This is a genomic window from Bacteroidales bacterium, assembly GCA_035342335.1.
Classification (GTDB): Bacteria; Bacteroidota; Bacteroidia; order Bacteroidales; family JAGONC01; genus JAGONC01.
On sequence record DAOQWY010000002.1, the window covers coordinates 189,603 to 213,576 of the forward strand.

19 protein-coding genes are annotated in these 23,974 nt (G+C 49.8%); 10 read left to right on the top strand and 9 right to left on the bottom strand.

What is annotated here, in order from left to right:
* The first annotated feature begins 3 nt into the window (after positions 1-3).
* Positions 4-237 (top strand): acyl carrier protein, encoded by a 234-nt coding sequence (locus tag PKI34_01985; protein ID HNS16574.1) that lies wholly within the window; start codon positions 4-6, stop codon positions 235-237.
* Positions 238-247: 10 nt separating this feature from the next.
* Here the strand turns inward: PKI34_01985 and PKI34_01990 are convergent, their stop codons facing one another.
* On the bottom strand, positions 248-2,284 hold the full coding sequence (locus tag PKI34_01990) for an AMP-binding protein (GenBank protein HNS16575.1): 2,037 nt from the start codon (positions 2,282-2,284) through the stop codon (positions 248-250).
* Positions 2,285-2,396: 112 nt separating this feature from the next.
* On the opposite strand from PKI34_01990, the gene PKI34_01995 reads away from it, so the two are divergent.
* The 4 genes from PKI34_01995 to PKI34_02010 all read left to right on the top strand — a co-directional run bounded on the left by PKI34_01995 (position 2,397) and on the right by PKI34_02010 (position 5,940).
* A complete protein-coding gene (locus PKI34_01995) occupies positions 2,397-3,458 on the top strand; it encodes a ketoacyl-ACP synthase III (protein ID HNS16576.1) in 1,062 nt (353 codons plus the stop codon).
* Positions 3,459-3,502: 44 nt separating this feature from the next.
* The gene (locus PKI34_02000) at positions 3,503-4,237 is read left to right on the top strand and encodes an SDR family oxidoreductase (protein HNS16577.1); all 735 of its coding nucleotides are present in this window, start codon (positions 3,503-3,505) and stop codon (positions 4,235-4,237) included.
* An 88-nt stretch (positions 4,238-4,325) separates the two neighbouring features.
* Positions 4,326-5,249 (top strand): glycosyltransferase family 2 protein, encoded by a 924-nt coding sequence (locus PKI34_02005; GenBank protein ID HNS16578.1) that lies wholly within the window; start codon positions 4,326-4,328, stop codon positions 5,247-5,249.
* Between the two features lies 1 nt (position 5,250).
* On the top strand, positions 5,251-5,940 hold the full coding sequence (locus tag PKI34_02010) for a GNAT family N-acetyltransferase (GenBank protein HNS16579.1): 690 nt from the start codon (positions 5,251-5,253) through the stop codon (positions 5,938-5,940).
* On the opposite strand, the gene PKI34_02015 is transcribed toward PKI34_02010, so the two are convergent.
* Positions 5,927-7,000 (bottom strand): sulfotransferase, encoded by a 1,074-nt coding sequence (locus tag PKI34_02015; GenBank protein ID HNS16580.1) that lies wholly within the window; start codon positions 6,998-7,000, stop codon positions 5,927-5,929. The genes PKI34_02010 and PKI34_02015 overlap by 14 nt on opposite strands.
* A complete protein-coding gene (locus PKI34_02020; GenBank protein ID HNS16581.1) occupies positions 6,985-8,283 on the bottom strand; it encodes an oligosaccharide flippase family protein in 1,299 nt (432 codons plus the stop codon). Before PKI34_02020 ends, PKI34_02015 begins: the two co-directional genes overlap by 16 nt.
* Positions 8,284-8,375: 92 nt before the next feature.
* On the opposite strand from PKI34_02020, the gene PKI34_02025 reads away from it, so the two are divergent.
* Together PKI34_02025 and PKI34_02030 are read left to right on the top strand one after the other, a co-directional pair.
* Positions 8,376-9,827, top strand: a complete 1,452-nt coding sequence (locus PKI34_02025) for an MBOAT family O-acyltransferase (GenBank protein HNS16582.1) — start codon at positions 8,376-8,378, stop codon at positions 9,825-9,827.
* A gap of 6 nt (positions 9,828-9,833) precedes the next feature.
* On the top strand, positions 9,834-10,832 hold the full coding sequence (locus PKI34_02030) for a hypothetical protein (GenBank protein HNS16583.1): 999 nt from the start codon (positions 9,834-9,836) through the stop codon (positions 10,830-10,832).
* Here the strand turns inward: PKI34_02030 and PKI34_02035 are convergent.
* Positions 10,785-11,831 carry a sulfotransferase gene (locus tag PKI34_02035; protein ID HNS16584.1) on the bottom strand — a complete coding sequence of 349 codons (1,047 nt, stop codon included), beginning with the start codon at positions 11,829-11,831 and terminating at the stop codon, positions 10,785-10,787. The two genes, PKI34_02030 and PKI34_02035, sit on opposite strands and share 48 nt — an antisense overlap.
* Before the next feature lie 93 nt (positions 11,832-11,924).
* On the opposite strand from PKI34_02035, the gene rffA reads away from it, so the two are divergent.
* A complete protein-coding gene (rffA, locus tag PKI34_02040) occupies positions 11,925-13,058 on the top strand; it encodes a dTDP-4-amino-4,6-dideoxygalactose transaminase (protein ID HNS16585.1) in 1,134 nt (377 codons plus the stop codon).
* A gap of 109 nt (positions 13,059-13,167) precedes the next feature.
* Here rffA and PKI34_02045 read toward each other — a convergent pair whose 3' ends face one another.
* Positions 13,168-16,443: a hypothetical protein gene (locus PKI34_02045; GenBank protein ID HNS16586.1), complete on the bottom strand. Its 3,276-nt coding sequence runs from the start codon at positions 16,441-16,443 to the stop codon at positions 13,168-13,170.
* A gap of 137 nt (positions 16,444-16,580) precedes the next feature.
* Between PKI34_02045 and PKI34_02050 the strand changes: the two genes are divergently transcribed.
* Together PKI34_02050 and PKI34_02055 are read left to right on the top strand one after the other, a co-directional pair.
* Positions 16,581-17,810, top strand: coding sequence for a PKD domain-containing protein (locus tag PKI34_02050; protein ID HNS16587.1), 1,230 nt, complete (start codon positions 16,581-16,583; stop codon positions 17,808-17,810).
* A 198-nt stretch (positions 17,811-18,008) separates the two neighbouring features.
* A complete protein-coding gene (locus PKI34_02055; protein HNS16588.1) occupies positions 18,009-18,473 on the top strand; it encodes a universal stress protein in 465 nt (154 codons plus the stop codon).
* A 44-nt stretch (positions 18,474-18,517) separates the two neighbouring features.
* Here PKI34_02055 and PKI34_02060 read toward each other — a convergent pair whose 3' ends face one another.
* From PKI34_02060 to PKI34_02075, 4 genes are all read right to left on the bottom strand, one after another.
* Positions 18,518-19,693, bottom strand: coding sequence for a hypothetical protein (locus PKI34_02060; GenBank protein HNS16589.1), 1,176 nt, complete (start codon positions 19,691-19,693; stop codon positions 18,518-18,520).
* Positions 19,694-19,733: 40 nt separating this feature from the next.
* Entirely contained in the window at positions 19,734-20,780 is a 1,047-nt protein-coding gene (gene mtnA / locus PKI34_02065) for an S-methyl-5-thioribose-1-phosphate isomerase (GenBank protein HNS16590.1), read from the bottom strand.
* Positions 20,781-21,974 (bottom strand): M20 family metallopeptidase, encoded by a 1,194-nt coding sequence (locus PKI34_02070; GenBank protein ID HNS16591.1) that lies wholly within the window; start codon positions 21,972-21,974, stop codon positions 20,781-20,783. It lies immediately after the preceding gene.
* Positions 21,975-22,076: 102 nt separating this feature from the next.
* Complete coding sequence (locus PKI34_02075) at positions 22,077-23,924, bottom strand: ABC transporter ATP-binding protein (protein ID HNS16592.1); 1,848 nt, start codon at positions 23,922-23,924, stop codon at positions 22,077-22,079.
* Positions 23,925-23,974 lie beyond the last annotated feature (50 nt).

Sequence of the window (23,974 nt, forward strand, 5' to 3'; positions counted from 1 at the left end):
GTCATGACCATAGAAGAATTTATCGAGAAGATTGAAGCTGAATTCGAGGACCTGGAACCCGGTAAATTAAAGCCTGCCAGCAATTTTCGTGATGTATTCGAATGGAACTCCATCAATGCCCTGATCCTGATCGCACTGGTCAAAACAGAATACGACGTGGTGATCAAAGCGGAGGATATCGCCAAGGCTAAATCCATCAATGATCTTTATTCGATCATACAGGAACGGTGTTCCTGAAATTTGGAATTTATGGACCCAATCTACCTGCCCTCTCCGCCAATTCACGAATGGTTATCTTCTCGAAAAACAGGTAGGGTGGAAAATTGATCCCGTACTTCTGAAGAAATGCATTCTGAAGATGTACGGCCTTCATTGAATTCAAACCATATGCCGACAACGGCTTCCCCGCATCGATCTTTTCGATGGGGACCTTCAGCTGAACGTGGATCCAGGCCGTCAACCAGGCCTGTATGGAAACCAGATCCATTGACAGGACATTTTTTTCACTCGTCAGGGAGGATTCCGTCAGTACGGACTCACCAACCGTCTCCAGGGAACGACTTAAGAAAGCTGCCCTGCAGGCCCTCCGCTGGATCTTGCCGCTGGAGGTCTTGAGGATGCTGGCGGTGCGGAGCAGCTGAATGGCGTACACTTCCTGCTCAATCTCTTCGGATACCTGCTGTCGGATGGCATCGCACACTTCCGTGACATCCAGGTTGCGGATCGCCGTACGCTCCACTTCCGCCACAATGACCAGTTTCTCTTCCCCGTCAAGATCAACCGAAAAGGCCGCACTGGCGTTGGGCCGCAACGCAGGATGGCTGTTTTCGGCAATGTATTCGATGTCCTGGGGATAATAATTTCTCCCCCTTAAAATGATCAGATCCTTCAATCTTCCCGTAACATACAACTCACCTTCGTGGATGAAACCCAGGTCACCTGTCCGAAGGAACGGACCTTCCCCGGTATCACGGATCATGGCCTGAAAAGTCGCTTTTGTCTCTTTGGGTTTATTCCAGTACCCTCTGGTCACAATGGATCCGGAAACCCATATTTCACCCACTTCGTTCGTTCTGCAGTGTGTGTGTGTTTCGGGATCAATAATAAAAATATTTGTGTCGATCCAGGGTTTTCCAACGGAGACCTGGTAACTGGAATCCGGGTCATCCTTTGTGGTGATTTCGATCCTTCCCTCTTCAAGTGCCTGCTTGTTGACATACACGTACTTTGGGCTGTCTTTGACAGTACCACCTGAAACAATCAATGTAGCTTCCGCCAGCCCGTATGCAGGATAGAAACTCTCCGCCCGGAATCCATAGACCTTGAATTTTTCCGAAAACTGTTCGATCGTGACTTTTCGGACGGGTTCCGCAGCATTCATCACAGATCGGATGGTTTCCAGGTGAAGATCCCGGCAATCTTCTTCTGAAATTTTGGATACACAGTGATCATAGGCAAAATTGGGAGCGCTTCCCATTACGCCACCATAGTCTGAAAAAGCCCTGAGCCAGCGGACGGGTTTTTGAATGAACGAAACAGGAGACATCAGAATCCCGGTAAAACCACTGTAAATTGGTTGAATAATGCCCACGACAAGCCCCATGTCATGAAAAACGGGTAACCAGTGAACCGTCGGTGTTTCAGCAGTAAATTCAAAGCATTGCCGCAAAAACTCCAGGTTACGCATGAAATTGCCATGGCTGACCATCACACCTTTCGGGCTGGCTGTGGAACCAGAGGTGTACTGCAATAAGGCCAGATCATCCGGTTTGGTTTCATAACTGAAATTCTTGCTGATAAACATTTCCTGATCCACTGATATCCAGTGAAGCGATCTCAGTTCCTCAACGTCCCCGAAGTTTTTCTCAAAAGAATCACGAATATCCCTGACGGTAAGACACAGTTTCGGGTTGCAGTCCTCGACGATCGAGATGATCCTGTTGAAAGAGCGGTTTTTACGCGGAGGATAGGCAGGTACGCCATAAATACCTGCATAGAAACAGCCAAACAGGGTCTTGACAAATTCCATCCCGGGAGGAAAAAGTAAAAGAGCTCTTTCACCGGGCTGCATCCCCCGGCTTCGGATGGCATGGGTGACCGCCCAGGCCTGTTCGTACAGCTGCTGGTATGTGATCGTTTCTTTATCGGTTTCACCATCCTTCAGGAAAATGAATGCAACTTTATCCGGGGTGTTCTCTGCCCTGAATTTCAGGATATCGCATATAGTATAAGTAAAGGTATCTTTGTCGGTGACCGTGCCCACTAAAAAATTCTCCAATCCCATGGAAATGTCCTTTGATTTGACCGGTGCAAAATTAGGAAATCATGGGTTGGGAACAGAAAATGGATTAAATTTGTGAGTTGCAAGCTTCAAGCTTCAAGCTAAACAACGAATTATGGCCATTTTTTCCATCCCAAACATTCGAATCGCCGGCATGGCAGCAGCTGTTCCGGTAAAAGAAGTGTCCAATCTGGATTACCGGTGGATCACTGTTAAGGAAAGAAATCAGGTTGTGAAAACTATCGGGGTAGAGAAACGCAGGATCGCGAAAAAAGGTCAGACCACGGCTGATCTGTGCTTTGCTGCCGCCACACGGCTACTGGACGACCTGCCCTGGGACAGGAATGAGATCCAGGTGATCATCTTCGTATCCCAGTCGATGGATTACATCATTCCGGCCACTGCACCCATCTTGCAGGAACGGTTGGGATTATCAAAAACCTGCATGGCATTCGATATTAACCTGGGCTGTTCAGGGTATGTTTACGGATTGTCGGTCATGGGCAGCCTGATGAGCCAGGGGCGTTTGCAAAAAACACTTTTACTGGCCGGCGACCTTTCCAACGTTACTTCATCCTACCGGGATAAAAGCACCTATCCGCTTTTTGGGGATGCCGGGACAGCTACAGCTTTGGAATTTGCCGATACGGCAGGCCCGATGATCTTCAACCTTCAAACAGATGGGGCTGGTCATAAGGCGATCATGATCCCGGATGGAGGGGTGCGCAACTGGGTGAGCAAAAAGTCGTTCACCTATCGGAAATACGAAAATGGAATTTACAGAAATAACCTGCAAATCGCCCTGAATGGGATCGAGGTGTTCAATTTCTCCCTTCGCGAGGTAGTGCCCAACATAAAAGCCACACTCGGATACGCAGAGAAAACACTCAATGATTTTGATTACCTGGTCTTTCACCAGGCCAACCGTCTGATCAACGAAACGATCCGCAAAATGCTGAAAGCCGATAAGGAGAAGGTCCCCTACTCCATCCATAAATATGGGAACACCAGCAGTGCTTCCGTACCTTTAACCATCGTTTCCGAATTGCAGGAAGAAATCAAACATAAACATCTCAGATTTTTGCTTTCTGCTTTCGGTATCGGGTTATCCTGGGGCACGGTACTGCTTGAAACGGAAAGGATGGTGTGTCCGGGAGTGCTGGAGGTTGACAGTTGACGGTTGACAATTAACAATTTGACAATTTGACAATTTGATGACGAATGAACGCATTCGACCTCACCGGAAAACGAATCCTTGTCACAGGCGCATCCTCGGGCCTTGGGCGTCAATGTGCGATCACGGCCAGCCAGCACGGGGCAACGGTCATCATTACCGGCCGGAACCAGGGAAGATTGCTGGAAACCTTCGGTCAACTGTCGGGTACTGACCACCAGTGGCTGCTGGCAGATCTCACCAATGAAACAGAGATCACACAGCTGGTCGGTCATCTTCAACCGGTCAATGGGGTTGTCTACAGTGTCGGGATATCCGATCTGTCACCTGCCCGGTTCATCACCACGGCAGATATTACTAAAACGTTCAATGTCAGCTTTAATGCTTCCGTGCTTCTCACCAGTAACCTTCTGTCACGGAAAAAACTTGTGCCAAAAGCCTGTTCACTCGTCTTTATCTCCACGATATCCACAAGATACCCCTTTGTGGGCGGAGCAATGTATATCAGTGCAAAAGCAGCATTGGAAGCCTACGCCCGTGTGTTGGCCCTCGAACTGGCATCCAGGGGGATCAGATCCAACAGCATCTGCCCGGCCTTTGTTAAAACACCGATGCTGGACACTACCGCTGAAAATTATTCCCAGGAGGCTGTTAAAAAAATAGAAGAACGACAACCCCTGGGACTTGGTGAACCTGAAGATGTGGCCAACGCCGTGGTTTTTTTCCTTTCCGATGCCTCACGCTGGATCACGGCAACAAACCTCATCCTCGGGGGAGGCTGAAAGATATAAGATGAACGATTAACCGGTATTTGATTTTTGATTTTTGATTTATTTTTGATTTTTGGTATTTGCTTTTTGAATTTTAAAAATGAGTGCTCCGGATTATTCAGTGATCGTGCCGGTCTTTAACGGTGAAGACACCCTCGGGGAGTTGTTCAGCAGGATGCAGGCCGTTTTCAACGAACTCAATGCAACCTTTGAAGCAATCTTCATTGACGATGGTTCGCTGGATGACAGCTGGAAGGTGCTGACGCACTTAAAAACGGATCACCCCGACATCATTACGGCCATCCGGCTGGCCAGGAATGCCGGACAGCACAACGCCACCTTTTGCGGGATGGTCAGGGCCAAAGGGAACTTCATCATTACCATCGACGACGACCTTCAAATACCACCGGAAGAAATGACAAAACTGATCCGGCAGTACGCGGATACACAACCTGATGTTGTCTACGGTATTTATCCTGACAAGAAACACAATGCACTGCGGAATATCTCCAGTGCCTCCTTCCGCCAGTCGTCGCGGATCTTCAACAACGGACCCGGCAAGGGCTCTTCTTTCCGGCTGATCACGCGGGAATTGACCGACCATGTTGTCAAGCACTACCAGAGCTTCGTCTTCCTGGATGAACTGATCAACTGGTACACAGCCGACATAACCTACGTTGACATCCGTCACAACGAACGGAAGAATAAAAAGTCGGGTTACTCCCCCCGAAAACTGGCCCGCCTGGTTTCCAATGTCATCCTTTATTATTCCAACATACCCCTGAAGATGATGGTCTATACCGGATTGATCTTTTCTGTTTTTTCATTCTTCATTGGCATACTTTATATCATCAAAAAAATATTCTTTAACGTATCGGTACCCGGATACACCTCCACGATCGTTGTCATCGCCTTCTCAACGGGCATCATCGTATTCAGCCTCGGGGTCATTGGTGAATACCTGAGCCGTATCTACTTCTCCCAGAGCAGAAAACCACCCTATACGATCAAAAAGATACTATAGAATGGAGCTTTCAAAATACGGAATAAAACTCCATCGCCTGCGGGAAGAAGACATTGAACTGGTACGTGCCTGGAGAAACTCCCTCCTGATCCGTCAATACATGGAATTCAGGGATGAGATCACCCCTGAGATGCAGAAAGCGTGGTTCCGGTCCATCAACAATACCGGGAATTTTTACTTTATCATTGAATACGGGCAAAAAAAAATCGGGCTGATCAACTCCAGCCATGTGGATTGGGAAACGCGGAGTTCGGAAGGGGGCATTTTCCTCTGGGATGAACAGTACTATGAAACCTTTGTGCCGGTCTGGGCTTCCCTTTGTCTGCTGGAAACCTCCTATCACATCCTGAAAGCCGGTACATCAGCGGTGAAAATCCTCCGCGACAATGAACGGGCGCAAAAACTGGTCAGTAGCCTGGGCTATGAGCTCGTGGCAGGACAGGAGAGCGTTTACAATCAACACTATATCCTGACCCCCGAGCGCTTTTTCCGGTACGCTCCCCGGCTGATCAAAGCGGCTACCCTGCTTGCCGGGCCAGGGGGATCAACACACTCCCTTTTCTTTGACAGGGAAGATATCCGGTCGGGGCTGGCCGACTTTATGGACGGCAAACTGGATAAAGGTCGGATCAAGGCGTATGCCGGATCAGGTGAAAGCCGTTTCTATGAATTCCTTCCTAGAGCGGTTTAATCTTTCGCTTATGGAATTTCCAGTATGATTTCAGAAAGATCCCCAGGAAACGGTTCAATCCGTTGCGTAGTTTATGGGGCATGCGGTCTCCCAGAAGGATCAGTTGGTACATCACCCAGGCATAGATCAGTGTTGGCAAAATCCACAGGTACAACCCGATGTTAAAACGCGTGTATTGCCTTTCATAACCAGCTTTTTCAGCCGCTTTCCCCGCCACCAGATCGGCGATGCGGATCTCTCTGGCACGCATTTCCGACTTCCAGAGGTTGATCCTGCGGGTCGAAATGGGATGAAAAAGGCTCTGGTGCACCTGTTGGATCTCATCCGAACCGGCGTAGGCTTTTTCGATCGCTGATTTTTTCCGGTAAAATGACAAAACATCAGGATCATACGGAATCCCGATGAACCGGCAAATATCCCTGAAATGATGCTCAGGGTCAGCCACCAGGTCTTCGTACCTGATCGAAAAAATCTGTTCAGGAACGTGTTTCTTCAGCTCCCACATCCTTTTCAGGGCAAATTTCCAGCGGAAAACGACCAGGGGGACAACAGGAACTTCAAAATTGACCTTTGTCAGCGACAGGTAATTATCCCGGTAATCCCTGGTGATGTGAATGATCTTCGCTTCAGGGAAAAGCTGGTGGATGCGGTGAACATACAGTGAATATCCGGGATTCTTATCCCCGATCCACCGGATGTCATCCTTTTCGAATACGGAGTTGTAGGAAAGGCATACCTGCCGGACCATCGTCTGAAAGGATGACCTGCCTTCTTTTTCCATAAGCTGCTGGTAAAGATGCTCCTTATCGGTCAGCCACTTTTCGAAGTAACGCTGGGTGTAAACATCGTCACAGAATTCGCGGATCGTTTCCGGGTTCCAGCTGGTCACGTTCCGGTATTTCCGGTAAAGATTCAGAATGAACGGGCTTTCAGGGGGAACAAGCACTCCGGGATGCGCTTCAAAGAGAAACCGCAGCAGGGTGGTGCCTGACCGGGGCCGCCCGATGATGAAGAAAAGCGACGGGGATGACATCCTCTGGGGTCCTACCTGATCTTCCATTTCCTGAATTCACTTATGAACATAAAATCACTTCTGTGAAACTCAAAGATCCTGCGCACAGGGACGTGTACAATCTTCGAATAGATGAAAACGTATGCCACGGTTCCCAGCGAATAGCTGACATTGGTAGCCCAGACGGCACCCAGTGCTCCATGCCTGGGGATCCACCACAGATTCAGCAGTATGTTGAGGATCAGGGCCGGTAGAAATACATAAATGGAGATGTGGGGTTTACCGATGCCCGACAGCCTGCTGCTGAGGATCCTGAAAATACTGATGAATAAAATACCGGGAAGAATCGTCTGAATGATCCGTACACTGGACTGAAAATTGTCTCCCCAGATCGCAGGGATCAGCCAGGGTGAAACGGCTGCCAGCACGGCGGAGGCGATCAGGCCGGCAATGATGGAAACCCTGACCAGCCTGCCCGTGGTCTGGTTGATCAGGTCCTGGTTGGCTGCATTGGCCGTGCGGCTCATCAGCACAACACCGATGGCCAGGGGAAGCTGCCAGAGCTTTTCTGCGATGGAAACACCCAGTGAATAGAATCCCACTTCTTCTTTAGTCGAAAGCTCCTGCAGCAACAAAATATCAATCCTGTAGTTCAGCTGGATGACCATAAAAGCAAGGGCAAACAGGAAACCCATCGAAATGAGATCACGGATGATCACTGAACGGTAACGGATTTGAAATCCATACTCCCTGCCCATTTTGATCCCTGCCCAGAGGGTGATCAGAGTATTGGCTGCCAGCAGCGACAGCAATGCCCCTGCGATCCCCAGTTCCATGAACCATACCAGTGCGGCCACGGCCACCAGGTGAATGAGTTCGGAGAACCAGTTGATGAAGTTGGCTTTCCCGATCTGCTCCTTACCAATGAAGATCCCTCCGAAATAGGCCATGGCAAGACGGAAGGGGATCGACAGCACGACAAGGATCATGTACAGACGGGTGAATGACTCATCGCCCAGGATCAGGAATCCGGTTCCGGTGATCAGGATCCCGAGCAATGAGGTCATGGCCAGGATGAGCAGAATGCTGCCAACAATCTCCGCCTGTTCATACTTCTTCCTGCCAAGATGATAGATGGAAGAGCCCCGGATCCCGAGCTGAGTGAAACTCACAACAATCAGGGGGATCACCAGAATGGCCGAATAGATCCCGAATCCTTCGGGTCCCAGTTTCCTGGAAAGGATGACACTCGCCAGCAAACCGGACACAATGGTAACGACATTGCTGATCAGAACACCGGATACATCTTTAAAGAAACTTCGCTGGGCCATGCTGCAAAATTAAATATTTTGGCCAAGGGCGGGGGAAAGTGATTTATACGGATAAAATTCGTTATTTTGTCATAGCTCAACCAGATCACACGATGCTGTTCAACTCGATTGAGTACCTGGTCTTTCTTCCTGCAGTCGTTGCCATTTACTTCATCATTCCGGTCAAATGGCGCTGGTTGTTTCTTCTCTTTGCAAGTTATTTCTTCTATATGTGCAACAGGATCGAATATGGTATCCTGATCCTGTTCACCACCATGGTCGACTATTTCGTGGCACTGCAGATCGAACGGTCTTCCAGCCACAGAAAGAAAAAAGCATATCTGGTGATCAGTCTTGTGGCCAACCTGGGCATGCTGGCAGGATTCAAGTATTTGAATTTTTTCTCCGAAAGCATTGGTCTTTTACTTCATTCATTCAACATTCAGGGTAACCTGCCTGTGTTCAGCATTCTGTTACCGGTCGGCATTTCGTTTTTTATCTTCAAATCATTAAGCTATACGATCGATGTATACAGGGGGATCCGCGCACCTGAGAAGCATTTCGGGCACTATGCCCTGTACGTTTCCTTTTTCCCTCAGCTGATCGCCGGTCCGATTGACCGGTCATCCGGTCTCCTGCCCCAGTTGCACCATCCCAGGGAATTCAGCGCATCAGTGCTGATCAGCGGGTTGAAGCTGATGCTGTGGGGTTTCTTTAAGAAAGTGATCATTGCCGACCGGCTTGGATTGTATGTTGACGAAATCTATGCACATCCTGAAACCTATACCGGGCTGTCGGTGATCCTGGCCACGGTGCTGTTTGCCTTCCAGTTGTACGGTGATTTTTCAGGATACACGGATATTGCCCGGGGTTCGGCCCGCATTCTGGGTTACGACCTGATGATCAACTTCAAGCGCCCGATGGTTGCCAAATCCCTCAGGGATTTCTGGAACCGGTGGCACATCTCGCTCACGACGTGGTTCCGTGATTATGTGCTTTACTCCTTGCCTTATATCAAAAATAAAAAGGTCAGTTTTACCTGGCTTTATGCCAACCTCATCATCACCTACCTGCTCATGGGACTCTGGCACGGCGCCAGCTGGAACTTCGTGATCTTTGGTTTCTTAAACGGTGTGTTCCTGATCGCGGAAACCATCTCGGAAAAACCCCGCAGAAGATTCCTTGATGTGACCGGCATCAGCCCATCCCGGTTCCTGAAAAACCTGACCGGAAATATCATCACACTTTCCCTGATCATTTTCACCCTGATCTTTTTCAGGGCAGATAACCTGAAGGAGAGTAGGCTTATTATATCTAATTCATTTAATTTCAGTAATTTACATCTATCGGTATTCCAAATACTCCGTGACAATGAGCTGCTTTTTGGCATCCTGGCGCTTGTCGTGATGCTGGTTGCAGAACATCTTCACGAAAAACATGACCTGGTCAGGATCATTGCCTCCAGGCACATCATAATCCGGTGGTCAATTTATGCCGGATTTATCTTTTTCATCCTCATTTTCTGGGCACAGCAGAAGCAGGAATTCATCTACTTTCAATTCTGACGGGGAATGACACGAAAAATGATCATACGATTCCTTCTGTTCCTGGCACTGCTTGTCATTGTCAATTTCATCCTCGACAGGGCTTTTAAGGCATTCTCCGTCCACAACATCATCAATGAGACCATGGACAGGCAATATGTTGATTACCGGGGAACCATGAAATATCTAACCATTGGCAACTCGCATAATTGCATCAACACGCATATCCTCGGAAACAGCTTTAACTATGGTTCTCCCAGTGAGAATTTCATCCAGTCCTACTATAAACTGAAACACATTTTAGAGGAAATCCCGCAAAAACCACAGAACCTGATCCTGCAAGCAGACATTTCTTCTTTTGGGCCCAAAATAGCCAACCGGTTCGAATATAATTCCTACTGGATCCGTTACATCGACTACTTTGAACTGGCCAGGATCAAAGAGGACAGGGATGTACTGACCAGGTGGCTGGAAGGCAGGTTCATTTCCTATGCCGGTAATTACAAGGACATCCAGCTTTCGATCTTTTACAGGATAAAGGTCAAAACGCTGGAGATCTACAATGGCTACCGGCCTCACCGGGATTACCGCAATTTTGCCAACGAACCCAACCGGCAGATCGTGGCCTGGAACAAGGCCAAACTGCTTCTTTCACACGAAACCTTTCTGGATCCATCCATTGCAGTCTATTTTGAAAAGATCCTGCAGCTTTGCCAGGAGAAGCAGATCAGCGTGATCATGGTGCGCATCCCGATGTCAAAAGAGTTTTATGAAGAGGAATCCAAAATCGTTCCGGTGGATGAATTGTATGGTGCTGTGGAAGAAATTGCCTGCCGCTACCCTGTCTATGAAGGCATGATGGATTACCACGATCTGTTTTTCGATCACCCGGAATACTTTTTTGATCCGGATCACCTCAACATCAAGGGAGCCGATCTGTTCACCCAGCGGCTGGTGAAGGATCTCGGAGAGGTTCCATCAGCGGTTTTTTCTGAAGAGGCCGGCGAGACTTCTGGCAATCCATAAGGGACCTTTGGTCAGTATTTTTCCCCTTAACCGGTAGGGTAACCTGTCCACGAAGCAGGTCATCAGGTAAATGAGCCTTGCATAAACCACGCCCGGCAGGGCCAGGCATCCAATCCAAAGGTTGAAACCCTTGTACTTCCGTTCATATCCGGCCAGTTCGGCATACCTGCCGGCGACAAGGTCGGCGATTCTGATCTGCCGTTCGCTCAGGGATCTCTTCCAGCGACCTATCCTGCTGGCATTTACCGGATTGAACAAGCTTTTATGATGCTTTTCCAGAATTTCGGAAGGGTATTTTTTTTCAGCTTCACCCTTTTTCTTATAGAAATCAAGTACCTCGGGTACGAATGGGATGGCAAGGAAGTCACATAGTTTTTGCAGGTGCCGTTCAGGATGGGTCACCAGGTCCTCGTACCGGATGAAATAAAAGGATCCCGGATGCATTCTGCTTGTCTGCAGGGCTTTTTTATAGAAATATTTCCATTTATAGACCACCAGGGATACAACGGGAAGTTCGAAATCCACATTCCTGACCGATTCGAAATTATCGCGGTAATCTCTCAAAATGTACACAAACCGGGCATCAGGGAAGAGTTTTTTAAGGCGGCGGGTATAGATCGTATAACCGTGATTCTTATCGCCGATCAGCCTGATGGTTTCTTTTGGATAGAATGAGATATAATTAAGATAAACTACCGTGCAGATTCGAGTATAGGTTGACCTCCCCTGGCATTCCAGGAGATCTGACTGCAGTCGGGCGTGATCGATGTTCCAGGTACTGAACTGCCATTGTTGCACCAGATCTGAATAAAACCGGTCAAGGATCTCCTCTGTCCATACTTTTATGTTACCGTAGCGTGGATAAAGATTCAGGACAAACTGGCATTCCCAGGGTATCTGAACGTTGGGGTGTGCGTCGAACAAAGCCCGGAGCAGCGTTGTACCTGTGCGGGGCCGGCCGATGATGAAAAAAAACGGGATATCTGAACGATTCTCCATTGGAAAAGTGAAGTGGAGCAAAGTTACCTATTTGAACCCATCTTTAACAATTCTTCTTATTTTCGCGGAGGAAACACACGTCGCGATCACACCATGAAGGTTCTGTTCAATAAACCCTATATCACCGGCCGGGAGGCGCATCATCTGGCCCAGGTCGCCCTGTCAGGACAGCTGTCAGGAAACGGCCAATATACGCAGATGTGTCACGCATTTTTCCAGCAACGGTTCGGGTTCGGAAAGGTTTTGCTGACGACCTCCTGCTCCGACGCACTTGAAATGGCTGCCATCCTGTGCGATGTCCAGCCGGGTGATGAGGTGATCATGCCCTCCTTCACCTTTGTTTCCACTGCGAATGCATTTCTGCTCAGGGGTGCACGGATCCGCTTTGCAGACACCCTGGATCGTTACCCGAACATTGATCCGGAGTCCATTAAAGGATTGATCACCTCCCGCACCAGGGTGATCGTGGTGGTGCACTACGCAGGAGTAGCCTGCGACATGGAACCGGTCATGGCCCTTGCTGCTCAGCATAACCTCCTTGTCGTAGAGGACGCTGCGCATGCCCACGACAGCTTCTACAAAAATATCCCGCTGGGAGGCATCGGTCATTTCGGGGCCTTTTCATTCCACGAAACAAAAAATATCATCAGCGGAGAAGGCGGAATGCTCGTGGTGAATGATGAGCGGTTTATCAGGAGAGCTGAAATCATCTGGGAAAAAGGCACCGACAGAGCTGCCTTTTCAAGGGGGGAGGTCAGCAAATACGGATGGAAAGACATTGGATCCTCCTTTCTGCCTTCGGAAATAACAGCAGCGGTACTTTACGCCCAGCTTGAAAAATACGATGAGATCCAGGCGAAAAGAAAAAATGTCTGGAACGGTTATCACGCAAGATTAAAGCCTCTGGAAGAAGCGCGGCTGACCGGTCTGCCCGATCTTCCCCCCTGGGCCACCGTCAATGGCAACATGTTCTTTTTGATCACCCGTGATGATACGGAACGGGATGCATTGCTCTCTTTCCTGAAAAACGAAGGAATCCACGCTGTTTTTCACTACCTGCCACTTCATTCCAGCGATTTTTTCCGTCCACAGCACGACGGCCGGATCCTTGAGCATACCGATCATTTTGCCAGCTGCATCATCCGCCTTCCCTTTTACAACGAAATGACCGAAAATGAGATCACCTTTGTTACGGACACTATTCAAAAATTCTTCACAAAGTCCTGAGCTTTGCTATTTGCTCTTTGAGTTTTAATCTCTCCTCTCTCCTCTCTCCTCTCTCCTCTCTCCTTTCTCCTTTCTCCTCTCTCCTCTCTCCTCTCTCATTTCTCATTTCTCATTTCCACACAGGCACCCTCCCCGGCGTCCACGGCGCCCCTGCACGAATCAGCTCATCTTCCAGCTCCCTGAGTTCCTTTTCCGCCACAACGCGGATCATCTCCAGCACAGGGGGAAACTCCTCCAGCAGGATCGCATAATTATCTTTCATCGACTTGGTCACCGTTGTAGAGCGCCACTGTCCCCAGACGATTGATCCCAGCCGCTGGTTCAGCGGAACAGGTCCGGGCAGGTTTTCCTCATCGCTCGGATTATCGGTCTTTCCCGTAAAACGCAACCGGTACGATTCAAGTTTTGCGGTCGCCTGGCTGGCTCTGGCCAGGAAGTCGGTCGCGATGCCCGGAGTGTTGTGCCCGGCCTGTTTGATGGATTCAGTCCGGTCGAGCAATTCGTTGATGGCCCGCTGGGCTCCCTGCATGGCCTTGTTCAGATCGGCCACATTTTTCTGGAACGTCACCAGTTCCTCCCTGTCGGCAACAGGCAATGCAACGTTCTCCAGCACACGTGCGGTAAATTCCACAGGTCCGGCAAGCTCCTTAAGCTGACCGTTTTGCACTATTGCCATACGCACAAAGTAGTTGCCCGGAAGTGCCAGACTGGCATCCCCTCCGTCTTGCAGCGGATCAAACTGGTCATTTCGCAGGTTCACCGGAGATGAGCCCTGGTAACGCAGGTTCCACGTGATCCGGTTGATGCCTTTTTTGGGTTTTTCGTAGATATTCCGAACGATATGATTATCCGCATCCGAAATGGTAAAAACAAGGTAAGGAGGTATTTCTTCCCGTTCTGCAATCAGTTCTGCATCCACCGGAATCGGGATTCTTTCGCCTTTTTTGAAGAGCTCCTCCTCCTTTTCCTTCCGAATTTCCTTAGAGGTTTTGGGCACTTCTTTCAGGTAATAGGTGAAGGTTGCCCCAAAAGGCCTGTTGGGTGCGACGAACGGAGTGGATCCCTCCGAGGTGCCACTTCTGGATTGAATGTACATCAATGCATCTTTTACGGGGAACAGGTACCCCTCTTTTTCTCTCCATTCCGGTTTGAATTCCCTGAGCGGAGTGTAATCATCGAGGATGTAGAAACCACGCCCAAAGGTGGCCAGCACCAGGTCATTCTCCCTTTTCTGGATCACCATATCGCGGACCGCAATGGTGGGTATGCCTGATTTGAGCTGCACCCAGTTTTTCCCGCCGTTGTAGGTGAAGAAAACCCCGAACTCGGTCCCGCAGAACAGCAGGTCGGAATTGACGTGGTCCTGGACAATGGTGTGAACGGTTCCATTCTGAGGCAGGTCACCCGCGATGGAAGTCCAGGTATGGCCTTTATCCGTGCTTTTCAGCAGGTAGGGTTTGAAATCATCCCGGAGGATATTATCGAATGCCGCAAAGACCACATTTTCATCAAAAGAAGATGCCAGCAGATCACTAACGTAAGTGTATTCGGGTACCCCCGGGAATGTTTCGATCCGGCGCCAGGTTTTGGCATCTTCACTGACCTGGATCAGGCCATCATCAGTTCCGGCATAGATCAGGTTTTCTTTCAGGGGTGATTCTTCAAGAGAGACAATGGTGCCAAAAAGAGAGGTCGAGCGGTCTTTCGCCACCGCATCGATGCTCCAGTACTTTCCCATTACCTGGAAGGTATTGCGGTCGATCTGGCGGGTCAGATCTTCGCTGATCACCTTCCAGGAATCGCCCCGGTCGTCGCTGCGGAATACTTTATTGGCACTGCAGTAGAGGCGGGTGGGTGCGTGGGGGCTGACGAACAACGGCGTATTCCAGTTCCATTTATACGTGTCTTCCCCTTTCCGGGGTTCCGGCCGGATGGAGATGCTCTCCCCGCTTTTCCGGTCGTACCTCACCATGTTGCCATACTGGGCTTCGGCATAGATGATATCCGGATTCACCGGATCGGTGGCTGTCCAGAAGCCATCTCCGCCGTTGGTGATATACCACTCGGCGCTGCTGACACCGTCGCGCGAGGTATTCCCGGAAGGTCCGCCCATGCTGTTGTTATCCTGGGTCCCGCCATAAATATGATAAAAGGGAAACTGGTTATCGGCATTCACGCGATAGAACTGCGTGACTGGAAGATTCGACTTGAAAATGTAATTTTTGCCGTCGTCCCAGGTCTCGTAGATCCCACCATCTCCCCCGATCATAAAATGACGGGTGTCATCCGGATCGATCCACAGGGCGTGGTCATCCACGTGCCTGTTGTTGCGGCCGACACGCTGCCAGGTCCGGCCACCGTCCTTTGTCACGTGGGAAAAGGTTTCTACCGAATAAACCTTTTCCACATCCTTCGGATCACAGAAGATCTCGTTATAGTACTGACCGGATTCGTGGTGATCGCTCATTTTTTCCCAGGTCGCCCCGCGGTTGACCGACCGGTAAAATCCACCCTGACCTTCCGCCGCCTCTATGATGGCATAGACCACATCCGGATTGACCGGTGAAATGGCAAGGCCTATTCCGCCCATGTGGCCGGAGGGCAAACCGCTGGTCAGTTTATCCCAGTTCTTTCCGCCATCGGTGGTTTTGTAAATAGCCGTTTCAGGCCCCCCTCCGATTTTCGTGTAGACGTGACGCCGCCGTTGCTCCGAAGAGGCATAGATCACATCCGGATCACGGGGATCCATTACCATCTCGTTGATGCCGGTGTTTTCACTCACCGACAGGATCTTATCCCAGGTCTTGCCTCCGTCGCAGGTCATATACAACCCGCGGTCTCCGCCAGGACCCCATACCGATCCCTCGGCAGCCACATAAACGATGTTTGAGTTCCGTGGATGGATCAGAATTTTCCCGATCTGCCGCGATTCCTTTAAACCCATGTTCTTCCACGATTTTCCTCCGTCAACGGATTTATACACGCCATCACCATAACCCAGCGACCGCTGGTGATTGTTCTCGCCGGTCCCGGCCCAGATGATGCTGTGGTTGGAGGGATCCAGGGCCAGGCAACCGATCGCATAGGCACCGTAATTGTCAAAAACGGGCTCAAACGTGGTCCCGTTGTTCACCGTTTTCCAGATATTCCCGCTGGCCACGGCCACAAAATATTCGTTATGGTCATCCGGATTCACGGCAAAATCAGCAATCCGGCCCGATGTGAACGCAGGCCCGACGGACCGGAACTTCAATCCGCTGAAAAAAGAGGATTTGATCGTATCATTCGCTGTGTCTTTTTCTTTTTTCTGAGCCGGGGCCACAGAAAAAGAGATCAGCAAAACAACCATCAGCAGACCCAGAGGCCGGCCGGTAACTTTTAACATTCTTTTAAACATAATCCTAAGATTTGGCAACATTTTTGTTTTTAGTGTCCGATTTTTTCTTGTGCGCAAGTTACCAAGAAACAAAATACAGGAACGATCAGGGCTGTAAATTTAGTCGTCATTTAAACAGAATTCCCATGAAAAAAACAGTTTTACTCTCTATCGCATTCATCTTTTTTCATTTCATGGGTTATTCACAGCAGCGGATCCCGGTGAAAAGTTCCCTGACAAGGATCAATGATGCGTACTCCGAAAAAATTTCCTTTACCGGCATCAGGACCGGACTTGAAGCCAGGTTCACAGCCGATATTCGTTCCGGAGTCCGGCCGCTGACGGTCCAGTTTACGGATGAATCGCTGGGAAATCCTGTTTCCTGGTTATGGGATTTCGGCGACAGCGGAACCAGCGCTGAGCAAAATCCTTCCCACGTATTTCTCACGGAAGGTAAATACAGCGTCAAACTCACCATTTCCGACGGGTCGAACACCTACACGCTCGAAAAGGAAAACTACATCACCGTCTTGCTGGAGCAGCCAGCCTGCGATACGCTGGACTTTCCCTTTGCCGGCACCTACACCTATTACCTGGTCACCGGCGACAATACCGGCTATGTCTCGGGTAACAACAGCTTCGGGGATAAGGCAAAAGCCAATTATTTTTCTGCCTATCCTGAGAAAATTGAAATTCAGGGACTTCTGCTTGAATTTGCTGTTGCTGTCCAGGGTTCCGGTAACACCACTTCCGTCACTTTTGCCCTATGGGACAATACGGGAGCACAGGGCGCCCCGGGTGCCATCAGAAAGAGCGCTTCGATCCCGCTGTCGCAGATTGTCGAGGATGTGAGCGAGAATACGTTCACCTATGTGCCGTTTGATGATCCTCTCTACATCACTGCTCCCTTTTACGCGGGAGTGATCCTGCCGTCATCATCCGGGGATACCGTTGCTCTGTGGACGAACACCGACGGGGACGCCGCATCGGGCATCGGATGGGAGCAATGGTCGGATGATGGTTGGCTACCTTATTCCGATGCAGAACTTGGATGGAATTTAAAGATAGCAAACGCCATCTTCCCCGTCGTTTGTGCTTCATCTCAGGGCAGGGAAGAGTTGCTGAAGGCGGAGGACATTCTTATCTATCCGAATCCCGCGACCGATAAGGTTACCCTCAGATTCAACAATCCGAATCTCAGCACGGTCAAAATTAAATTGTACAACATCATGGGCGGATTGATGGATTCGTTCATTATCAATCCGTTGCAGACTGCCTCATCCACCATTTCCCTCCAGGGGTATACCAAGGGCCTGTACTTCATGATCCTTGAAACGGGAAATCAGAAGATCACCAGGAAAATCCACGTGGTCTGACGACTGCTTCGTCGCAAATTCCAAAATTTAAATTACAGACCGTCGTTCATTATCATTGGCAGACCCGTGAACCTGAAGACCCGTGAACCTGAAGACCCGTGAACCTGCATTTTTCCTCTTTGATCTTTGATTTTTGATTTTCATTGCTTTCCCCGCAAAATTTCACTATATTTGCCCTCTGTTTGTCATTATTAAACCATGATGCATCGATTTTTACAAACCATTCTTGTCCCGATCGACTTTTCAGATCTGGCAGTGGATGTCATTCAGATGGCCACCAACCTGGCCAAAGCCTTCAATGGTTCCATACGCCTGGTTCATGTCGTCTCACCCCAGTATCCCTACTATGTGGGATTGGAAATGAGTACGGAGATCATACAGGATATCGAGGCTGAAGACATGCATAAGATTGAAAATGACCTCAAGGCAATGGAGTTATTCATTCAGCAAAAGGACATTGAAGTTTCCTCCGTATTGCTGGAAGGGAAGAAGGTCAGTGCGATCATTGAAGAGAGCGAACGGATAGAAGCCGATCTGATCGTCATCGGATCTGAAACGCTGGGTCTCTTTTCCCGTACTTTTCTGGGAAGTGTGAGCGAAGGGGTACTTCGTAAAGCCAGCTGCCCGGTGCTCATCGTTCAGGAGAGGGAATCCCAGGGCTGAAGGGGCCGGTCAGGAAACAGTTCGCTTCTTTATAAATTTTCCCTTTAATCGATCATCTTTGCACGCTGGAACGGTTTTGACCGATCGAAGAGATAGCGGTAGGTATGGTGAATTTTGATGACTTTGCCACCGATTTGCTCAGCAACGTGGATCATCTTCGGATTGAAATCCCCGATCCAGTTCATTTCGATTTCCGTATAGTTAAAATCCTTCTGATAAGCCAGCCTGCTGAAAGCAACCACGATGGCGGATTCGACTCCTTTCCCCTGGTGTTCAGGCACCACGCCGAACAACATTCCCAGCATTTTTGTACAAATCTTTCGCTTCCTGTAATACAAAAACCTTAGTTTATTGAGCAGGTGAAGTTTACCATTCATATGCCTGAAGATCTGGTTCAGTTCAGGTATCATCAGGAAGAATGCGACGGCTTCGTTTTTATAATAAGCAAACCAAAGGAGGTTGGGGTCAAGGATCGGTTTTAGTTTTTTAAAGAGGGCCCTTGCCTGTGAAGAGGAAATGGGAGACACTCCCGAATGCTTACTCCAGCTTTTATTGTACACATTTGTGAAATCCTCGATGATCCGTTGCATCTTCGATTGATCCATCGGTCCGAACGCGTAATCCGGATCCTGGAGCACTCTTTCAGCCTTTTTGGTGACTGCATCGGATAATCCCCCGGCTACGGTACGGTGAAAGGTGAATTGCCTGAAATAGAGCTGGAACCCATACTTTTCGAAAAGATCCTTATAGTAAGGATAGTTATAGGGGATGCAGTAGTTGGGTTCCGAAAATCCCTCCACAAGCAGCCCCCACCATTCGTGCCGTTCGCCGAAGTTGACGGGGCCGTCCATGGCCTCCATGCCTTTTGCCGCAAGCCAGGCCCGGCATTGATCAAATAATGCGGATGCAGCCTCCTGATCGTTGATGCAGTCGAAGAAACCTATCCCTCCCGTAGGTTGTTCATTTTTGCCGGAAGTCTTGCGATCAATGAATGCAGCCACGCGCCCGACGGTCTTTCCCCGTTCGTCAACCAGGATCCAGCGGGTACATTCGCCCATCCTGAAAAATTTATTCCTCTCAGGATCGAACACGCGCTCAACGTCCCTGTCCAACGGACGGATATACCATTGATCCTTTTTATAGAGCCTGACTGGCAGGAGCAGGAATTCCTTCCTGGTTCTCCGGTTGTTTACTTCAATCGTCGTATATTTTTTACCCATTTGACTCCTTTCAGTTTAACAAACATCAGCCAGGATTAAATTAGCGTACTATTTTCCTGATGGATTCCCGTGAAGGTGAGATGATCCCTCGTTCGGTGATGATGCCTTTGATCAGTTTTGCCGGGGTAACGTCGAAAGCGGGATTCCGGGCCTGGGTTCCCGGCGGGCAAACGGATACTTCCGCCAAACGACCGGTCTCTTCATCAAGCCCTTTGATGTAGAGTACTTCCGATGGATCCCGTTCTTCAATGACCACACCGGCACCGTCCTTACAGGAGAGGTCGAACGTGGTTGTTGGTGCAGCTACGTAAAAAGGCACATCAAATTCACGGGCAGCGATTGCAACGGCCAGTGTGCCAATCTTATTGGCAACATCGCCATTAGCTGCGATCCGGTCAGCACCGACGATGACCAGGTCAATCTCCCCTTTCGACATCAGGTAAGCACCTGCATTGTCGGCGATGAGGGCAAAGGGAACTTGCTCCTGTTGCAGCTCCCAGGCTGTCAGCCGGGCGCCCTGGTTCCGGGGGCGTGTCTCATCCACCCATACAAAGAGTTTCTTGCCCGAGCGGTATGCCAGGTAGACAGGTGCCAGTGCGCTCCCGTAGTCGACCAGGCCCAGCCAGCCTGCATTACAATGGGTTTGTATGCGAAATCCATCCCTGATCAGCTCCTGTCCATATTCCCCGATGTGTTTGCCATCCAGGGCATTCTTATCCGCTATTTCCTCCGCCTTTGAAAGGGCCCGGGCGGGTGAGATCAAACCCGCATCAAATACACGTTCGACAGCGGAAAAAAGATCACGGGCGGTCGGGCGGGTGGATTCAATTTCCTTTCTGGCATTCGCGATGAAATCCTGGTACCCTGCAGCGGGTGCCTGCAGGCAGGCCTGGGCCATGGCAAAACCGGCGGCCGCACCTATAGCGCCTGCCCCGCGGACCACCATTTCATAAATGGCCGTACAGGTTTCCTGATAGGTATGGGATTCATTTATTGTAAAATGAAAAGGAAGGAGCAACTGATTGATCATACAGACGCTGTATCCTTCCATCCAGATGGTCCGGTAATCTTTTCCCTGGACCTTCATTCAGGATTTCAGCTCGTTAATGGCTAACCAGGCCATAAGTCCCATACCCGTTTCGAGGCATTTTTCATCTACATCAAATGTGGAAGTATGCAGATTCGACACAATTCCACGCGCTTCATTGCGAATTCCCAGCCGGTAAAAGCAGGCAGGGATCACGTGGGAATAATAGGCAAAGTCCTCAGAGGTCATCCGCATTTCAAGATCACGAACGTTTCCCTTTCCCAGGAAATCCGTCGAATAGCTTTTCACCCTGTGAGTCAGGGCATCGTCATTAATCAGAAAAGGGTAGCCCGGGGCAATGTTCACCTTGCAGGAACCTCCCATGGCTTCCGTAACGGTGGTGACAATCCGGACAAGATGCCCATGAACCTTCTCTCTCCAGGCGTTGTCAAAGGTTCGGATGATACCTTCCAGGCGCACCTCGTCGGGGATGATGTTGACCCTTCCGTCGGCCAGAACCCTCCCGACAGAGACTACCGTGGGTAAAATGGGCGGGGCAAGCCGGCTGGTGATTTGCTGAAGAGCAAGGATCACGTGGGCAGAGATGACAATGGGATCAATGTTCAGCTCAGGGGTGGCAGCATGTCCTCCCCGACCCCGGATCGTCACATAAAATTCGTCGGATGAAGCCATGTATTTGCCCGGTTTCATTCCGACTTTGCCAGCATCAAGACCGGGATAAACATGCTGTCCGATGATGCAGTCGACATGTGGATTTTCCAGCACCCCCTCTTCGATCATTCGTATGGCGCCGCCCGGATAGGTTTCCTCAGAGGGTTGAAAAAGCAGCTTGACCGACCCCTTCAGGCTGCGGGACAGCTGCTGAAGAATCCGGGCGGCACCCAGCAGCGAAGCCAGATGGACATCATGTCCGCAGGCGTGCATCACCCCGGGAACCTGAGAGCGATAGGGTACGTCATTTTCTTCCTGAATGGACAGGGCATCCATATCTGCCCGCAGCGCAACCACCCTACCCTGATTCCCTCCGCCCTGGATCAGGGCGACCAGGCCTGTTCCGGCCACATTGCGGGTAAATGGGATCCCGTAAGCGGTCAGCCTGCCGGCTATGAAATCAGCCGTGCCAAATTCCTGGCAGGATAGTTCAGGGTGTGCATGGAAGTGCCTTCGGATGAGAACCGTGTCCTGATAAAAGGATTTGGCGAGTTCCCTGATCTTGCCAGGCAGGTTATCCATCAGCAGAATTTTTGGTATCCAACCCTCAAAATTATAAAAATAATGAATTGCTTTTATCCATTGAACAAGGATTACGCGGTCCGGGAAAAGCCGTGAACAGCATTAGGATGTGAACGACTGCAGGGAATGTAGCTTTTTGTAAACCCCGTTCTTTGCAATGAGCTCCTGGTGCGTACCGCGTTCGAAAATGCTGCCCTTGTCCAGGACGATGATCTCATCGGCGTACTGGACGGTGGACAGACGGTGCGCAATGACGATCGATGTCCGGTTCTTCATCAGGCTGAACAAAGCTTCCTGGACAAGGCGTTCCGACTCGGTATCCAGGGAAGAGGTGGCCTCATCCAGCAGCAAAATGGGGGGGTTCTTCAAAACAGCCCTGGCAATGCTGATCCGCTGCTTCTGCCCTCCTGAAAGTTTTCCGCCCAGATCACCAATGAACGTTTCGTAACCGTGCTCCATCTTCATGATGAATTCGTGGGCATTGGCAATCTGAGCTGCCTGGCGGACCTCCTCGGGTGTAGCACCCTCTTTGCCCAAAACAATGTTGTTAAAAACCGTATCGTTGAACAAAATGGGTTCCTGGGTCACGATGCCCATCAATCCCCGGAGGTCGGAAATGACAAGATCCCTGATCGGGTATCCATCGATGAAGATATCCCCGGAGGTAACATCATAGAACCGCGGTAACAGGTTGATCAACGAGGTCTTGCCGGCCCCCGAGGGGCCCACCACCGCAATGGCCTTTCCCTTGGGGATGATCAACTGGATATTCCTGAGCACCTGATTGTCTTCCCCTGACTGTTCTTCCCTGGCATAGGAGAAGCATACCTGCCTGAATTCGATCTGATGATGAAATCCGGTTATGGGAATGGCATCCGGTTTTTCCACAATAACTTCTTCAGCCTGAAGTATTTGTTCAATACGTTCCACAGAGGCGGCTCCTTTCTGAATATTGTAGAACGCAGTGGTAAAGGCTTTTGAAGGTGGAATGACCTGGGAAAAGATTCCAAGATAAACAATGAACGTGGCGGCGTCGAGCACTGAATCCGGCTTAAGGACCATCTTTCCGCCAAACCATAATACCCCGACCAGAACGATTGCCCCGAGGAATTCACTCAGGGGAGATGCCAGATCCCGCTTCCGGTACAGCCTGATCATCAAACGGGTATAGGCCGAGTTATTCTCCAGAAAAAAATCATTCCTCTTCCCAATGGCATTGAAAGCTTTAATGATCCTTAATCCTGATATGGATTCCTCAATGATGGACATCAGCTCGCCCATTTTGCGCTGGCCTTTCATTGAAGTCCGCCTCAGGCTCTTGCCCAGCCTGTTGATGCCAAAAGCACTGAAAGGCAGTAAAACAAGCACAAAGGCCGTCAGGGAAGGACTGATGAAGAACAGGGTGACCAGGTAGGATACGATCGCGATCGGCTCACGGAAGACCATCTCCAGTGAACTCATGATCGACCATTCAACTTCCTGGACGTCGCCACTCATACGCGACAGGATGTCGCCCTTGCGCTGTTCGGTAAAATAGGCCAACGGCAGGATCAGGATCCGGTGATACATGTCATTCCTCAGGTCCTTTACCACACCGTTACGGACGGGAGCCAGGTAATACATGGCCAGATAACGGAAAAGATTTCTGAAGAAATACAGGACAATGATCAGAATGCAAATGTACAGGAGAACCTTGACCTCACCGAAATTACTGATCCACTGACCGATATAGTAATAGAAATTTCCCTTCCAGGTATGGAAATCACCAAAGGAGAACGAAGGAGCAGAAGATGGGATCTCCGTTGTCTGAAACAGCATCTGCAAGACAGGAATAAACAGGGCAAAGGAAAAAAGCGAGAAGAGTACGGACAGGATATTGAAAAGAATATTCAGAAGGGCGTAGCCCCAGTAGGGCTTAACATACCTGAAAATCCTGAGGAGTTTATTCATCCGTGCAAAGATAGGATGATCAACGCAATAATGATGGATTAATTTCGATG

Coding starts and splice junctions, on each gene's coding strand:
- PKI34_01985 (HNS16574.1), top strand. CDS start 4: ATGACCATAGAAGAATTTATCGAGAAGATTGAAGCTGAATTCGAGGAC.
- PKI34_01990 (HNS16575.1), bottom strand. CDS start 2,284: ATGGGATTGGAGAATTTTTTAGTGGGCACGGTCACCGACAAAGATACC.
- PKI34_01995 (HNS16576.1), top strand. CDS start 2,397: ATGGCCATTTTTTCCATCCCAAACATTCGAATCGCCGGCATGGCAGCA.
- PKI34_02000 (HNS16577.1), top strand. CDS start 3,503: ATGAACGCATTCGACCTCACCGGAAAACGAATCCTTGTCACAGGCGCA.
- PKI34_02005 (HNS16578.1), top strand. CDS start 4,326: ATGAGTGCTCCGGATTATTCAGTGATCGTGCCGGTCTTTAACGGTGAA.
- PKI34_02010 (HNS16579.1), top strand. CDS start 5,251: ATGGAGCTTTCAAAATACGGAATAAAACTCCATCGCCTGCGGGAAGAA.
- PKI34_02015 (HNS16580.1), bottom strand. CDS start 7,000: ATGGAAGATCAGGTAGGACCCCAGAGGATGTCATCCCCGTCGCTTTTC.
- PKI34_02020 (HNS16581.1), bottom strand. CDS start 8,283: ATGGCCCAGCGAAGTTTCTTTAAAGATGTATCCGGTGTTCTGATCAGC.
- PKI34_02025 (HNS16582.1), top strand. CDS start 8,376: ATGCTGTTCAACTCGATTGAGTACCTGGTCTTTCTTCCTGCAGTCGTT.
- PKI34_02030 (HNS16583.1), top strand. CDS start 9,834: ATGACACGAAAAATGATCATACGATTCCTTCTGTTCCTGGCACTGCTT.
- PKI34_02035 (HNS16584.1), bottom strand. CDS start 11,831: ATGGAGAATCGTTCAGATATCCCGTTTTTTTTCATCATCGGCCGGCCC.
- rffA (HNS16585.1), top strand. CDS start 11,925: ATGAAGGTTCTGTTCAATAAACCCTATATCACCGGCCGGGAGGCGCAT.
- PKI34_02045 (HNS16586.1), bottom strand. CDS start 16,443: ATGTTAAAAGTTACCGGCCGGCCTCTGGGTCTGCTGATGGTTGTTTTG.
- PKI34_02050 (HNS16587.1), top strand. CDS start 16,581: ATGAAAAAAACAGTTTTACTCTCTATCGCATTCATCTTTTTTCATTTC.
- PKI34_02055 (HNS16588.1), top strand. CDS start 18,009: ATGATGCATCGATTTTTACAAACCATTCTTGTCCCGATCGACTTTTCA.
- PKI34_02060 (HNS16589.1), bottom strand. CDS start 19,693: ATGGGTAAAAAATATACGACGATTGAAGTAAACAACCGGAGAACCAGG.
- mtnA (HNS16590.1), bottom strand. CDS start 20,780: ATGAAGGTCCAGGGAAAAGATTACCGGACCATCTGGATGGAAGGATAC.
- PKI34_02070 (HNS16591.1), bottom strand. CDS start 21,974: ATGGATAACCTGCCTGGCAAGATCAGGGAACTCGCCAAATCCTTTTAT.
- PKI34_02075 (HNS16592.1), bottom strand. CDS start 23,924: ATGAATAAACTCCTCAGGATTTTCAGGTATGTTAAGCCCTACTGGGGC.